The following is a 16,721-nucleotide window of genomic DNA, read 5'->3' as shown; positions in this document are numbered from 1 at the left end:
ATGACAAATGAAATAGACAACCAGTGGTTGCTTATTTCATTTCAATAATTTCAACACCCACAGTACATGAGTTGTCATCAATAGCTTCACAACGTACTACTTTAGTATCGGCAGTAAGTGACGGAATTTGTGAGTTGGTTGATTCAATATAAACGTTGATCTTGGTTCCCATTTCAATAGAGCTTTCCTCTATCTCAAAAGACATGCCAGTTGCACTTATGTCTTTACACACGGCCTGAAGGCTACGTGTTGATTCATCGTCAACTATTTCTAATTCACATACAGAATTAACCATCATCCTGAAAAAATTGCGTTTATCATCGTAACCTAACATTCAATACTCCACGCTGTTTAAATTCTCCCCCTTAGTTTATAGGGTGCCGTGAAAACAAAGTCAACGCAAATAAAACTCGAACAGTAAAACTGACCTAAATCGAATCCAAATGGTTTAAAATACGTTTCACTGAAATTGGGGCTGACGTGCCTAGTTGTTGAGCAAAAAACGATACCTGTAATTCATGTAACAACCAACGTACTTCCTGTAATTTCTCCGGTATTGGCTGTTGATTACCAGTAAATTTATTACATTTTTGCTGGTAGGCCTGTTGCGCCTTTTCCAAATTAAGTTGGTGTAGTTTGTCTTTGGTTGGATCTATTGCAACTTTTTCTAATCTTTTAGCAATGGCCTGAATATAACGTTGCCAATCCGCTAATTTATGGGCACCCACATCTGCTACAAACCCTTTGTACACTAAAGAATCCAGTTGACCTTTTATATGCCCGTGGGCATAAATTAGATTCAGTGGCACACTGCCTTTCATATTTTTCTTAATTTCATGGGCAATAGTCAAACCAACCTCAACCTGTTTAGCAATAGCCAACACAGTATCGTTGATGTCTTGTTTGATAAAATGACAACATGACTCAAAATGTGCTTTTCCACGAATATCACAGTCATTATCTTGGCAATACTGCTTAATAAGTTGATCAACAGCCGCATCTATACAGTCATCAATTAACGCTTTAATTTGTCCAAAAGGATTAAAATACAGTCCTAACTTGGCTTTATTAGGTAGTTTGTCCTGCAAATATTTGACGGGTGAAGGAATACTTAAAATAACTAATTTTCGTAATCCCAGCTGGTGGGATGCTTCGGCGATATGCGGTTGATCAAATAATTTAACCGCTACGGTTTTTCCTTCATTAACCAGTGCTGGATAGGCTTTAATTTCATAGCCGCCAGCTTTGTTAACGAACTCCTTGGGCAAGGCTTGCATTTCCCAACTTACTAAACCACTTTTCTCAAGTTCAGGCGTCGCCACAGCCTGCAGGTTTTGTTTCACTTTACCTTGCAAACTTTGTTGTAACACTAACAAATCACGCCCTTGAGCAATAACCTTAGAGTTTTGATCTATTACTTTGATATTGAAGGTTAAATGTTTCGGTAATTTATCACGTTGCCATTCAGATTCCTGTAGCTCTCGACCTGTCATTCGTTTTAATTTTAAAGACAAAGCCGTTAAAAACTGAATAGGATGGCCTTGTTTATCTTTTTGGGGCATATCCGACAAACAGGCATCAGCATAATTGGGAGCAGGCACAAAATTTCGTCTTAATGATTTTGGTAAGGCTTTAATCAAAGCCACGATCAGTTCATGTCGCAACCCTGGAATAAGCCAATCTAATCCCTCAGTTGTGACTTGGTTTAACAGCGCTAATGGCACCATCAAACTGACACCATCATCTTCATCCTTTGGATCAAAATGATACTCTAATCCCAAGGTTAGATTGTTTTGCCTGAAGGTTTCTGGAAATGACAAGGCGTCAATATGTTCAGTATCCTTCTTAAGCAAAGCTTTAGGATCAAAATTAAGCATTGTTGGATTGTCTGTGGAGTGTTTTTTCCACCACTTTTTGAAGTTCACTTCAGAACAAATATGCTTGGGGAGTTTTTCGGCGTAAAAATCGACTAAGGTATCTTCATCCACCAATAAGTCACGTCTACGGCTTTTGTCTTCTAACTCTTCGATGTTTTCTATCATTTTTTGATTAAATGACAAAAATGAAAAATTCAGCTTAGTGTCCATATTCACCAAAGCTTCGCGAATAAAAATATCACGACTGACTTCAGGATCAATCTGACTATAATTTTTGCGCCTTTGGTTAACCAGTATTAGCCCGTACAAACTCACTTTTTCAAAAGCCTGAACTACACCTTGTTTTTTTGACCAATGAGGCTCTGAGTATTCGGTTTTAATTAAGTGTTTTGCCAGTGGTTCAATCCACTCTGGTTCAATTTTAGCCGCCACTCGACCAAATAGGTGTGCCGTTTCCACTAACTCAGCCACCATAGTCCATTTAGGTTGCGATTTAGATAAGCCAGAACCGGGAAATATTTTAAAGCGGCTATTTCGGGCACCTAAGTATTCACGATCTACGTCTTTGGTCCCTAAATGGGATAACAAACCCGATGCTATGGCTTGGTGAATAGCTTGATACTCAGCCTGTTGCGAAGAAATACCAAAACCCAATTCCGCCACTGACTTTTTAAGTTGACTCACAATGTCTTGCCATTCGCGCATACGCATAAAATTGATAAAATGTTTTTTACACCAGTTGCGCAGTTGACTCGATGATAACCCTTGCTGTTGTTCTTTAAAGCTCTGCCAGAGCTGGAAATATCCAAGAAAATCAGACTCTTTATTAGTAAAGTCTTCATGCATTTGGTCAGCTTGCTGTTTTTTGTCTTGTGGTCTTTCTTTGGGATCTTGAATACTTAAACCCGCAGCAATAATCAGCACTTCACTGAGGCAATTTTGTTTCGCTGCCTCTACCACCATGCGTGCATATCTTGGGTCAATGGGTAATCTAGCAAGTTGCCTACCTTGATGTGTTAATCCTTGTCGCCCTAGTTTGTTATCGATAGCTCCCAATTCTTCGAGGAGTTTAAAACCATCATTAATGCTTCTAGAATCGGGGGGTTGCACAAAAGGAAATGCATCAACTTTACCCAAACCCAGTGACATCATTTGTAAAATTACAGAAGCCAAATTGGTGCGTAATATTTCAGGGTCGGTAAACACATCTCTGGATAAATAGTCATCTTCTGAATACAAACGGATACAAATGCCATCGGATACACGGCCACAACGCCCTGCCCTTTGATTTGCTGACGCTTGAGAAATGGGCTCTATTGGTAAGCGTTGTACTTTACTACGTACACTGTATCGCGAGATCCGTGCCGTACCAGGATCAATGACGTATTTTATTCCTGGCACTGTTAATGACGTCTCAGCTACGTTGGTGGCAAGTACAATACGTCTACCAGAATGGGCAGAAAATACTTTATTTTGTTCGCTATTACTTAACCTTGCGTATAAAGGTAATACTTCAGTATGCCGGTATTGTTGTTTATTTAGGGCGTCAGCGGTATCGCGTATTTCCCTTTCACCACTAAGGAAAACTAAAATATCCCCTCTGGGTTCGCTTAATAGCTCATTCACGGCTTCTGTGATAGCTTGGATCTGGTCGTAATCACCACTTTCAATTTCACGGTAACGCATTTCTACTGGGTAAGTTCTGCCACTGACTTCAATGACAGGAGCGTCGTTAAAGTGTTTTGAAAAACGTAAGGGATCGATAGTAGCAGAGGTAATGATAAGCTTTAATTCTGGGCGTCTGGGTAGCAGTTGTTTTAAATACCCTAGGATAAAATCGATATTTAAACTGCGTTCATGAGCCTCGTCTATGATAATAGTGTCGTATTGATTTAAGAACTTATCTTGTTGAATTTCAGCCAACAAAATACCGTCTGTCATCAATTTGATATAGGTACCATCGGATACTTGATCAGAAAACCTTATTTTAAAACCCACTTGTTGTCCAAGTGGTGTTTTCAACTCATCTGCAATCCTATTGGCTACCGTTCTAGCAGCGAGTCGCCTAGGTTGGGTGTGACCAATTAAACCACCTATGCCTCTCCCAAGCTCTAAACATATCTTTGGAATTTGTGTGGTTTTCCCAGAGCCTGTTTCACCAGCGATTATCACCACTTGGTTATTAGCAATCGCCTCTGCTATTTCATCTTTTCTTTCACAAACGGGTAAAGGTGGAAAGTCAATCTCAGGACGTTGGGCTTGTCTCGTGGCAAAAATCTGTGATGATTTTTGTATATCAGATTGCAGTTTTGCTAAATACTCCGCTTTTTTAGCGGCTTCTAGCCTGGGAATTTTACGCAGTCGAGAAATAAATCTAAATTTATCTCTCGACATACAAGTGGCGATATCACTGGAAAGTTGTTTAACACTAATTTCTGAGTTGGGTTGTACTAACGACAAAAACGGCTGCTCTATTACATCAATAAAAACGAATCAAGGATCCTAGAAGATGAATCGAGCAAATGCCAGTCTTATTGAAAATAACATCACTTAACCCTTAGGTAATTTGTAGCCATCATGGAGATGCAAATCTAAGGCGTGCAACAAAGCTGAACGATTGATTGTGCCTACTAAATATCCATCATCGTCAACTACTGGGTAAACTTTAGGTTTAGCAGTGGTCATTTGTTGCGCCAACTCAATAACGGAAGTGTAAGGCTTGATAGCCAACACCTCGGTTTTCATAATATCTTTGACGTGGGCTATCTGTTCTCTGTAATAACTCGATTCGATCATTTGTACTAAACAATCCTGCTCAGATAAAAAACCTATTACCTTATTTTGATCATCAATTACCGGTCCACCGGTTTGTTTAGTTTGTAATAATCTTTCTACTGCTTCTGCCACAGGCATACTACTAGTAAAAGTTACTGGTCTGTGATTCATATGGTCATTCACTTTTAAAGATTCCACTGTAACTCCTTGGTTTTCTAATAATTATAATTATATATCGTCACTGTTAAAGATAGACTTAAGTTCTAACATTACCTAATTTAATTAATTTTCATATTAAAATAATAATCGTTTCTCACTTCTATTTAAAAAATACTGATTTAGGTTTTTAATCACGCTAAAGCAAGGCAAAATCTGCAATTTGGCAATAGGGTGGATTGCAATAAAGAAGAAACGTCAGGTTGAAGAGTAGGTTTAAAGGTATCTCGGAATGACGGCAAATAAAGTGTTATTTTTAGCGATGGGGTAAGTATGAACATACTTAACCCATCGAATTAACCGTTTAAAGCAACACCACAACAAATTAAAAAGTAGGTGAAGACTTTATTGGTTTCTATTTAACGCATACCAACCAATATATAGGTAGCATAAAAGTGGAATGATAAAACTGAATTGAATTCCCCACATATCCGCTGCCACACCTTGAATAACAGGTATTAGAGCCCCGCCAACAATAGCCTGACATAAAATGCCAGATCCTTTACTTGTTAGAGATCCTAAGCCACGAATGGCTAACGTAAATATAGTGGGAAACATAATAGAGTTAAAAAAGCCCACCGCTAAGATTGACCACATGGCAACACTTCCGGAAGTATTCATACTTACCACTATCATCACAATAGCGATAAGTGAATTAACCGCTAGATAACGAGTTGCGCTGAAATATTGCATAAGAGCCGCACCAATAAATCGCCCTACCATTGCGGCGCCCCAATAAAAAGCGACCATTTCACCCGCTTCAGCTTCACTCAGCCCTGCAATTGAAGATTCAGCAAAGTAGTTTACTAAAAAGCTGCCTATTGATACTTCGCCACCAACATAAAGGAAGATAGCTAAGGCACCTAACAATAGTGATTTATGTCTCCAAATACTGTCAGTATTTTCGTTATCCTTACTTTCAACATGTGCCAGTACGGGTAAGGTTATCTTGTAAAAAACAAGGGCAGCTATGATTAACATGGCAGCAATAAACAAATACGGTAGTTGTACTGCCTTTGCGTCCGCTGTGGCTGCATTTAAAATAAGCATTGCCCCTAAAATCGGACCTATGGTGGTTCCCAAAGAATTTAACGCTTGGGCTAAATTTAAACGACTTGCCGCCGTTTTATTAGGCCCAAGTGCCGCCACATAAGGATTAGCTGCCACTTGTAGAATAGTAATCCCACTGGCAAGCACAAAAAAGGCAAATAGAAATAACGCATAAACCTCTAACTCCGCAGAGGGATAAAATAAAATACAGCCACTGGCGGTGGTTAATAGTCCTAAAACAATCCCTCTTTGGTAGCCAATTTTATCGATGATACGCCCTGCAAATGGCGAAATAATAAAGTAAGCCCCAAAAAAGCAAAATTGTACTAACATCGCCTGCGTATAATTAAGGTCAAATGCGGCTTTTAAATGAGGGATTAAAATATCATTTAATACTGTGATAAAACCCCAAAAGAAAAATAAAAATGTCATAGCAATAAAAGCAAATCTATATTGCCCTTGGCTTGATTCTTCAATTGAACTAGTTGTTGTTGAACTTGGTGTGACCCCAGCCATAACTCTTCCTATAGGTAAATTTATTCTAATAATTATAAGTTACTAAATTACAACAGAATTTAGGCAATTACGATTCGTAGTTTATTCTTTAAATAGTTGGACTATTGAATATGGCAACTGCAGTGATTGCTAATGATGTAATCACTGTCAGTGCCATTTTATTTTTGTTTAACTTAATCAAAGGTTTTAATCTTTATTGTTCTAAAGTGTACTTGGTCGCCATGATCTTGAAACAAAATAGGCCCTTGTTTCCACTCACCAAAATTATCCCATTTTTCATATTTACTTTTTTTAACTAGCGCCTGAAACATCTGACCGCCTCGTGGATATTCAACCACTTTAATATTATTTAACCAGTGCTCTACATGGCCATCTTTCACCACAATACGTGCTCTATTCCAAGACCCCAGTTGTTTAACACGTTTAGTATCACTCGTTGGGTCACTCAAATTGCTCGCAGGTATTAAGTCATATAATGAACCTATAGTGCGGTTTCCAAGGTGACCCTTTTTAGCATCTGGATGTTTCGCATCGTCAAGAATTTGAAACTCTAGGCCTATGGCAGAGCCATTACTTTTTAAATAGTTAGGATCAACAAAATATTTAATCCCAGAGTTGGCCGCTTCGGTAATTTTAAAATCTACCTCTAACTCAAAGTCGGTAAAGGCTTCTTTAGAAATAATATCGCCGCCATCGCGATATTCACCACCCGATGAGTAAACAATCAACTCTCCATTTTCAATTCCCCAACCACTGCTTGGGAAAGTATCACTATTGACACCTTTCCAACCATTTGTGGTTTTTCCATCCCAAAGTAATCTCCAACCTTGTTGTTTCTCTTTACTGCTTAAGGTATTAATTTGATAACTTATTTGTTGTGTTTCTGTTGGGGTATACCATTGATTTTGATGTAATTGTTCAGTCAAAACTCTAGGGTTGCGCATTTTTACCTGCTTACCAGCAAGGTCTTTGTTTTTAATGCTATGTACCTGAAAAGCAATAAACCCGTTAAGATTGCCGTCTTGATTATCCAATAAATCACTACATGGGACTTCATTTACCCAAGTTCGAATATGATTATCAATGGCTTCAATGCGGTAATGGTTCCACTGATTATTTTGGAACGCATTTTGACAACTTTGATTACGGCTTAAATTATATAACCAACCACGTTTTGCTTCTTCATAGATACCACCACTCCATTTTCTTATACTAGTATCTATTTCTGCTTGATAACCAAACACACGGCCATTGTGAAAACTAGGTATAGATTGACTCCTAAACTGTATCCCCGAATTTAGGCCTTCTTCGATCTTAATCTCAGCTTCAAAAATAAAGTCATCATAAGTAGATTTAGTGGTTAGAAAGCTATTAGGAGTACCCATTTTTGACTCACCAACTATGACGCCATCTTCCACTGTGAATTTTGCTGTGCCTCCTAACTGCTGCCAGTTTGATAAATCTTTACCGTTAAATAATGGCGTCCAATCAGAAGCATGAACGCCTGCAGACAGACACATCGATACAACTGTTAATAGTGTTAGCCTTTTCATTCAATATTCCTTGTTCTAAAAGTTAAATTTGCACTTATTCTAAATGTCATAACAAAGCGACATTTCCAATCTATATCTTTAATTTTGAAGGGCTGTACTAGTCATGACTAATTCTAAAATACCACCCGAAACAATTTCATTGTGGGTTAAATAGTGACGAGTTAATGGCTTACCGTTTAAGGTCATGGTTTTTATATAGATGTTGGTATCAGAGTTGTTTTTTACTTCAATGATAAAATTCTTACCAGGATAATACTGATCGTCCAATTCAATCTCAACACGGTCAAATATCGGGCTACCAATTTGATAAATAGCTTGCTGTGTTGTACCACCATCAAGTTGAAATAAACCAATCTTCATTAACACAGACAGAGATCCCATTAGGCCTTGATCTTCATCACCATTAAAGCCATGGCGTTCGGATACATCGCTATAAACCTTGTTTATCACTGCTCGAGACCACTTCTGAGTAAGATGGGGGGCGCCTAATTCATTAAAAATAAAGGCTGTTTGAATTGATGGTTGATTACCGTAGTTGACGGGAATACGGCGATTTTCTTCGTTGGTTTCTTCATCATGGGCATTGCCTGCTGTAAATCCTTGTAACGCAGCTGTTTCAAAGGCTGTATTTAATTTCGCTACGGCTTTCTCTTTACCGCCCATCAAATCAGCTAAGCCTGCATAATCTTGAGGAACAAACCAGGTCATTTGCGATGCGTTAGACTCTACAAAACCAACACGGTAATGGTAAGGGTCAAAGTCAGCAAGCCAGTTACCTTGTATATCTCGAGGACGCATAAAACCACTCTCCCCATCAAACAGTTTGCGGTAGTTCTGTCCTCGATTTAAGAAATAGTTGGCATCGTCAGTTTTACCAAGAGCAGTAGCTAATTGCCCCAAGGTCCAATCCTGAAATGCATATTCCAAGGTTTGACCAGCGCCATCTTGATGGAAAGCATTGTTTTTCTTGGGAAGCGGGTAAGGCACGTATCCATTTTCAATGTAGTACTCTAGACCACCAGAGTAACTACTTGTATGTTCGTACCCTGCTCTTCCCATAGTCCCACCTTCAAGATGATTCTTTTTGAGACCTTGGTAGGCCAGTTCTATATCAAGATCACGTATGCCTTTCATATAATTGCTTACAAAGAAAGGTGTGGCTTGTGCCCCCGTCATTACATGGGTGTAATTACCACCAGAAGGACCCCTTGGGATATAACCACCATCTTGATACATTTGTAAAAATGAACGAGAAAAATCAGACGCCACTTTAGGGTACGCTAACGGCCACAAGGTTTGGATTGTCCATTGAGCGCCCCATAGAGAATCGGAATTATGGTGATTAAATTGCGGTACTCCTTGTTCATTCAAAGGAAGCTGTTTAACGACCCGTGTTTCACTGGTTTGGTCTGCATACCTACCATCCACATCAGAAATGATTCGTCTGCCCTGTAAAGCATGAAATAAGTCTGTATAGAAACGTACTTTCGCCTGCTTATTTTCACCTTCAACTTTAACTTTTGATAACCAAGCGTTCCAATCACTGCGTGATTGCTGTACGACTTGCTCAAAGTTCCAATGTGCCAGTTCTGAATCTAAGTTATTCTTAGCGCCTTGCTCATCTACATAAGAAATGGCGACCTTCATCAACAACGGCTCTATTGAGTCAGCAAGGTCTAAAAGCACAGCGCCTTTTTGCTCATGCAAACTACTTACATCAGTATTGGTTTCGATATAAAAATAAATTGGAGTCGGCCTTGGACGACGTATAGTCGGTTCGTTTATTACAAAGCCACTAAATGCTCTTTCGTTTATTTGTGCAAATGCCCCCTTAGTTAAGTCAACAGGGCCAAATTTCCCTTGAAGATCAAACAAAACTTTCCGATTTTGATTCTTAGAATAGTGATAACGATGGAAACCAACACGAGTGGTAGACGTCAGTTCTACGTCAATGGCATACCTGTCTAAGGTTAATTTATGGTAACCCGCCTTAACCGTTTCCCTGTCGTGTGAGAACTTGGAATAATAGTCATCTCGAATACTCTTAATGGCTTTATCTGACGAAATGGGCATAACTGATAAGCCCGAGAGTTGCCAAGCATGTACATGATTAAAGCCTTTTACTTCAGTGGTGTTGTAACGATACCCACTGCCCCATGCACCATCAATTTCGGTGTCGGGACTTAAGTTAACCATACCAAAAGGACGGGTAGCTGAATTGAAATAAAACCAACGAGAATTAGCTGAGTCTAACCAGGGCCAAACGTAATCTACTGGCTCAAGTTCCATGTCTTGGTTTTGACTGATAACTTGTGGAGGAGTCTGTTCGACTTCTTGAACAACTTGCCGACTGCAAGCGGTAAATAATAGTGCAGACGCCAATAATAAGCCTAATTTGTTACTCGTTTTGTTCACTGTTAGTTTCCCCATAGCGTATGAACTGTTTTTACTACACCAAAATTTTTCAATTGCTTTATTCATTATTGAATGCCCATCAAATATAGGGTTTGTTTACTGTTAACCGAAAGTTTTAAATCACTGAAAATGAAAGACCACAGGCTCCATTAAATAAAAAGAGAATAACTTGCACTGTCACTCCTTGAGTATTAAAAGTGCTGGCAGCTTTATGCGAATTAATGGCCTTAAAGTGTTGCTGAGAATATCATTAAACATTATGCGCTTTATTACACCACTGTAATAAAGCGCATATTTTAGTACTACAGACTGTATCTAAGTTTTACGAAGTAAGTCGAACCAAAGGTCGCGACTGATTGTAACCTGGCCTCTTCAAAACGTGTGCCTAGTTCATAGTCACCATTTATGTTTAACCCTTCAAATGATACTTTCAAGTCTTCATTAATTTCATAACCAACAGAAATATCGATTTGATTACGAGCTTCAAGGGTAGCGCCCGGATTAGGGTATAGGCTTGAACTTGGACCATAGTTTCGGCCATATTTGAAACCATCATTGACGGCATATTCACTACGGTTGTTTAACGCAATACGCACTGAGAACCCATCATTCTCATAATAGGTCACAAGATTATAAGTTTTCTCAGATGAACCTAACAGTGGCTGCAATTCATCAGGGTTTTCAGCATCCAAAATAGTGTAGTTAGCTATCACCCCTAGACCATTAAATGGCGCAGGTAAAAAATCAAATGATTGATTGTAGGCAAATTCTAAACCATTCATTTTAAGCTCACCGTCAGTTACGCGGTTACGAGTGATATTATAAATATAACCATCATCTCCCATACACTCATTACTAGCACTATCGAAAGATACATTGGCTAAATCAAAATTCTCTGGACAAACAGTTTCTGTGCGGACTTGATTTTTGATGTTTTTTCTAAAGTAAGCCACGCTCAAGGCACCCGACTCATTAAAATACCACTCAGCACTCAAATCAAATTGATTGGCTGTTAAAGCAGGTAAATCTGCATGTCCTTCACTGACTGCTACTATTGTATTGGTGCCATCACTTGTTGCTGATATTGCACGCGCATAGTTTTCTGGAGAACCAATAATTGGACGTACTAAGGCTTTACCAATTGCCGCTCTAAGCACAACTGTATCAGTTAGATCATATGCTAGATTAAGACTTGGTAGCCAATTACTATAATCATGACCCAAAGTAACAGGTGTACCTTCCCCCCCTACTAATTCTAAGGCACCATCAGAAATGGTAATACCATTATCGTAATCTAAGGTGTTAACAGTACGGTCAGTATAGGCATAACGTAAACCGACATTACCTCTTAGTCCACCTGTAGCGAAATCAAGTTGGCCATAAACAGTGGTAATATCTCGGTCTATTTCAAAAAATGAGGCTGCCAACAAATCTTCTGGCATAGTATCTTTAGGCTCACCATAAGACGCCACTGCTTCTACAATATTTGGCAACACATAATCTAAAGACAATCCAGGAAATTCACCACCGGTAAAGTCATCTACCACTATGTATGACTCTGCTACTGTATCAAACGGGGCATTCAAGATTTCTTCTTCTGTGCGGTAGTTGGCGTTATAACGACGAGAACTGGTTTCAAGAGTCTGAATTCTTTGCTTTACCCCAGTTTTAAATGTCTGTAAAAAATCTCCACCTATGTTGTATTCCAGATCTAGTTGGAAAGCCAACTCATCGGTTGAGAACACATCAACTCGACCTTGTAAATCGTTACGGAATAAGTTGCTTGGATCCCATGAATTTGGATCATCCAACGGATTTAAGCCTTGAGAAATGAGCTGTGGATTATTCACATCCATATCTACTTCCAAATCGGAGCGAATACCTAAAACACGCAGTCTTTCATACATTTCGAACTCACCAGCAGTATAATGCAAGGCGCCAGTTACCGATAAATCATCAGATAAATGCCAATCAAAATTCCCTGTTAACGCATAACTGGTACGCTCTTCACTTTGCCAAGTATGGTTCGCTTCCACGCGGGCGTTTTCGGCTAAAATATGATCAACTGTATTGTCTGTTTGTCCCAAAAATGTCAGTTCTGGAGCTGGACTACCGCCACTAAACAATGGCACTAACTGTTGAAAAAATACATCTCGATCATCCATAGCAACAACACTTGTAAAGTTAAGTTCAAGATCATCAGTTGCAAGATATTGCACAGCACCACTGAATAAATAACGTTTAGTATTACCATCCTCTCGACGTAAGCGTGGTCTATCAGTCATTTCTACAGGAATACCATCAGCATAGTCACTCTCACCATCCATATCTGCATCAACATCACTAAAGCGTTGACTAAACATAAGATCATATCGGGTATCAAGTTCTTGGTAACCAGCATTGAACAAATAACCTAATTTTCCGTCATCTGATTGGTCAATGTATGTAAAACCTGCGCCTGGGGTGGTACTTTCTCTATCACCGGAATAGATTCCTTCAGCACTTAAAAGCACTTTACGACCATCGAAAGATAATGGCTTAGCTGTACCAATATTCACTGTGCCCGATAAACCGCCTTCTTCTTGAGAGGCACTAGGTGTCTTAAACACTTGGATTTCAGAGGCTAATTCTGATTGCACTATGTCGTACCGGAAACCACCGTTAAATTGTGCACTAGCGAAAGATTGACCATTTAAGGTAGTAGCCGCATATTCTGGTCCCATACCACGGATACTGATCAAGGCTCCTCGACCATTTGAACGCTGTATTTGAATCCCTGGTATACGTTGAATTGATTCAGCAATGTTTTCATCTGGGAAACTGGCGATATCATCTGCTGAAATGGCATCAGACACCCCCACCTCCATGCGTTTTAATGCTAATGCTTTAGTCACACTGGCTCTTATTCCACTGACTTGTATCACTTCGACTTCGTTTTCAGTTGAAGGTGGTGCATCTTGAGCTAATGTAGGCAGTGAAAATACTGAGGCTAATGCTAAAGCTACAGGCGTTAGGCAAATTACTTTATTTTTTAATTTTGTCATTATGTTGTTCTCCATTGTGTCCCGATTATTCGTCAAATACGTGTATAGTTTTTTTGATATATATCGTTCTCTATTGGCAAAGCATCTTCAAATATTAGTTAACAGACACCGGTGTCAATAGCGTGAAATTACAGCCAAAAGACACCGGTGTCAATTGGGTTTTTACAAGTTCTTATCATAAAATTAACATTACCTCTTTTTGGGTTAAATTAGTTACCTCGACTTTCAAAAATAACTTGAAAATAGGTCACCTAAATTAATGACCCAATTATTGGTCCAATGAATATTTACCAAGCAATTTTCAAAATATATTTATTCGATAATCATTCGTGTACATTTCTCCAGATAAAAGGCAGGCCAAATCAGGCTTATCACTTATTTCTAAAGGGGTATTTTCCGTTTCATCGGTTGCGGTCCAAGGCTCTATGCAAACATAAGCAGCCTTTGGTTTTGCCCACAGTCCTAAATGTTGGTTGTTCCCCATTTCAAGAGACAATATAGGGGTGTCATCTACGGACAATATGATTGAAGAAGAACAAAGATCTCTGAAAATAAGGGCGTCTTTTTCAAAAGTGTCAGGAGTGATAGGCAAGGTTTTTCCGGAAAATTGAACTGGATAATTTTGCTCTGTTAACAAATCATTTTTAATCAGGCGACAAAGTGGACTTTCTTGGTCAGAGAATATTAACTTGCATTTTTGTTGGTTAAAATCGCTCTGGGGTAATGCAAACCCAGGATGTGAACCAATAGCAAAATATAGAGCAGTGTCATCCTGATTAATGATTTCGTACTTTACTTCAAGGGCTTTTTGCTCCAGTGAGAAAGTCACGTCCAGTTGAAATTGATAAGGAAAAGATGCCAATGTGGATGAATTAGCACTCATCGTTAATCTAATAGTCGACTCAGTTTGCTGCTTTACAATAAAACGTTGTCTTTTTGCAAAACCATGAGTTGGCAAACTATATTTTTGACCATCAACGGCATATTGCCCAGTATTTAATCGACCCACTATGGGGAATAGTATTGGCGCAGACTCATCCCAAACTGTTGGGTCTGCTTGCCACATATACTCTCGATTAGATGCCAATGACCTTAGGCTGATAATTTCAGCCCCCACTTCACTAATAGTGCAGCTTAAGAAGGCATTGGCAATCTTATGAGTTTGTTTATGCATTTGACAAACCTAAGTCAATTGCTCTTAGGACTTCAAAACATGCACCCAGAGTATGATAGTCACATTTAGCCCCTACACTGCTTTTTTCATTAGAGATTTTACTATTGTCTCTATTTAACACTCTAAACCACGCACCGTATTGGTGATCAACAAAGTGTTGATCACAATACTGCCAAATCGCATTATATTGCTCTAAATATTTAGGTACTTGAGTCTCTGAATATAATAAGGCAGCAGTCGCAAAACTCTCTGCTTGGACCCAGAAATATTTGTCAGCATCACACCACTTACCTTGTGGATCAAAACCATAGATTAACCCTCTAAACTCCTCATCCCAAGCAACGTTATAGGCATGATCGAATAGCGCTACAGCGCGTTCAACTAGCCAAGCTGCAGGTGCGTGTCGATTAATAATGAGCAGTAATTTTGCCCATTCTGTTTGGTGTCCGGGTTGAAAGCCCCAAGGACGGTATAGGTTTTTGGGATCCTCTTTATTGTATTCCCAATCAGGGGCAAAAATGGTTGTATAGTGTTCCCAAACAAGGTTATCTGTGAGCGACGCCTGTCTAACTGCGACGTTATGGGCAAGTAACTTTGCGCGCTCTAAAAAGAGTGGATTGTTGGTGGCTTCATATGCAGCGATCATTGCTTCGCATAAATGCATATTTGAATTTTGGCCTCGATAGTCACTGAGTATGCCATCAGGACTTATTTCATCTGCATACAAACCAAACTCTTTCTGCCAAAACCTTTCTTCCAGTTGCTCATAAACATCTAAAAGTTTCTGATCACTACTAATAATTCCCGCTTTTTTAACCGCGGCGTAGGCCAACAAAACAAAGGCATAACCATAAGCTTGTTGTGTCATATCAGTGGGAAGATTATTGTCTAGGGTCCACGCATAATTTTGTGAATCAGCCTGCCAATGTACATTTTCTAAAAAATCTAAACCATGTTTAGCGATGGCCAAATACTCATTATTGTTAAACCTAATAGCTGCTAAGGCATAATTAACAATGATGCGGGTACTGCTCACTAATTGTTTCTGGCCTTCAGAAAAAAGTGTGCCATCGTCATAATAATTTTGGAAATAACCGCCCTTTTCATCGACAACCCGTGGCGTATAAAAATCTAATATTTCTTTGCTGTGTTGCTGCAAGAAATCTGTATTCAAATAATTCATGACACTTCCTAACTATATTGACTAAAACGACTAGGGTTGAGTTAAATGTGTTAACTGAGGTGTACCGCCTTGTTGCGAGCACACGTAAGAGGCCACCTTTGTTGCAAAATGCGCTATTTCAATTAAAGAATTTTGTTGCAATAACCCTAAGGTAAAGGCAGCGGTAAAAGAATCCCCTGCCCCAACCGTATCAACCACAGTTGTGGGAACAATTGGCACTTCTACTTGTTCTTGATTGTGAATTAAAACAGCACCTTTAGAGCCTTGTGTCAGCGCTATGCTGTTTAATTTAAATTGTTTTGTTATAGATTGAAGTAACTCATTTGTCTCACCCGAAATCCCTAAAATATCGGCAATAATAGGCAACTCTTCTTCGTTTAACTTTAAGACATTGGCTAATTCAAGAGATTGAATAATTATCTCATTACTATAAAAAGGCGCTCTAAGATTGACGTCAAACACCTTAAGCGCACTATCGGGAAGCGCAGCAACCAGTGTTTGAATAGTTTCACGGGAGCACTGAGTGCGTTGCGCAAGACTGCCAAAGCAAATAGCATCTGCTGATAGTGCCAGCGTATCTAAAGAGTCATTCCAGCTAATATTATCCCACGCGGAGTTTTCAGCAATTTGGTAAGTCGCATGGAGTGACTCATTTAGATTAACCGTCACTGTACCAGTTGGAAAAGTAGTTGATTGGATCTGAGAAACATCAACATTAAATTGCGCCAAAGAGTCAATCGCTTTAATGCCAAGAATATCCTTTCCAACTGCACTGACCATAGTCACTTTAGCGGTTTTTCTCGACAAACCAGAAATTGCACAGGCCACATTAGCAGGGGCGCCTCCAAAGCGACTGCCGTCAGGGAATATGTCCCATAACACTTCACCCACACCAATTATATTAAAAGGTTTATTCAT

10 protein-coding genes are annotated in these 16,721 nt (G+C 39.2%); all 10 read right to left on the bottom strand.

All coding sequences use genetic code 11. The features are described from left to right. Positions 1 to 31: 31 nt before the first annotated feature. The gene (locus AAC000_RS02995) at positions 32 to 334 is read right to left on the bottom strand and encodes a PilZ domain-containing protein (protein WP_339719981.1); all 303 of its coding nucleotides are present in this window, start codon (positions 332 to 334) and stop codon (positions 32 to 34) included. Positions 335 to 428: 94 nt separating this feature from the next. Beyond that, positions 429 to 4,337 carry an ATP-dependent RNA helicase HrpA gene (gene hrpA, locus AAC000_RS02990; protein ID WP_339719980.1) on the bottom strand — a complete coding sequence of 1,303 codons (3,909 nt, stop codon included), beginning with the start codon at positions 4,335 to 4,337 and terminating at the stop codon, positions 429 to 431. Positions 4,338 to 4,427: 90 nt separating this feature from the next. After that, positions 4,428 to 4,850 carry a CBS domain-containing protein gene (locus tag AAC000_RS02985; protein ID WP_339719979.1) on the bottom strand — a complete coding sequence of 141 codons (423 nt, stop codon included), beginning with the start codon at positions 4,848 to 4,850 and terminating at the stop codon, positions 4,428 to 4,430. Positions 4,851 to 5,213: 363 nt separating this feature from the next. Further along, positions 5,214 to 6,434, bottom strand: coding sequence for a sugar MFS transporter (locus tag AAC000_RS02980; protein ID WP_339719978.1), 1,221 nt, complete (start codon positions 6,432 to 6,434; stop codon positions 5,214 to 5,216). A gap of 173 nt (positions 6,435 to 6,607) precedes the next feature. Beyond that, positions 6,608 to 7,987, bottom strand: a complete 1,380-nt coding sequence (locus tag AAC000_RS02975) for a DUF1080 domain-containing protein (RefSeq protein ID WP_339719977.1) — start codon at positions 7,985 to 7,987, stop codon at positions 6,608 to 6,610. Between the two features lie 78 nt (positions 7,988 to 8,065). Further along, positions 8,066 to 10,468 carry a GH92 family glycosyl hydrolase gene (locus tag AAC000_RS02970; protein ID WP_339719976.1) on the bottom strand — a complete coding sequence of 801 codons (2,403 nt, stop codon included), beginning with the start codon at positions 10,466 to 10,468 and terminating at the stop codon, positions 8,066 to 8,068. A 236-nt stretch (positions 10,469 to 10,704) separates the two neighbouring features. Beyond that, complete coding sequence (locus AAC000_RS02965; RefSeq protein ID WP_339719974.1) at positions 10,705 to 13,446, bottom strand: TonB-dependent receptor; 2,742 nt, start codon at positions 13,444 to 13,446, stop codon at positions 10,705 to 10,707. 301 nt (positions 13,447 to 13,747) lie between these two features. Next, on the bottom strand, positions 13,748 to 14,620 hold the full coding sequence (locus AAC000_RS02960) for an aldose 1-epimerase family protein (protein WP_339719972.1): 873 nt from the start codon (positions 14,618 to 14,620) through the stop codon (positions 13,748 to 13,750). Beyond that, positions 14,613 to 15,803, bottom strand: a complete 1,191-nt coding sequence (locus AAC000_RS02955) for an AGE family epimerase/isomerase (protein WP_339719970.1) — start codon at positions 15,801 to 15,803, stop codon at positions 14,613 to 14,615. The genes AAC000_RS02960 and AAC000_RS02955 overlap by 8 nt, the downstream gene beginning before the upstream one ends. A gap of 30 nt (positions 15,804 to 15,833) precedes the next feature. After that, on the bottom strand, positions 15,834 to 16,721 hold the full coding sequence (locus AAC000_RS02950) for a carbohydrate kinase (RefSeq protein ID WP_339719968.1): 888 nt from the start codon (positions 16,719 to 16,721) through the stop codon (positions 15,834 to 15,836).

This window comes from uncultured Paraglaciecola sp. (assembly GCF_963977085.1).
Lineage (GTDB): Bacteria > Pseudomonadota > Gammaproteobacteria > Enterobacterales > Alteromonadaceae > Paraglaciecola.
This window is presented reverse-complemented; position numbering and strand designations above follow the sequence as displayed.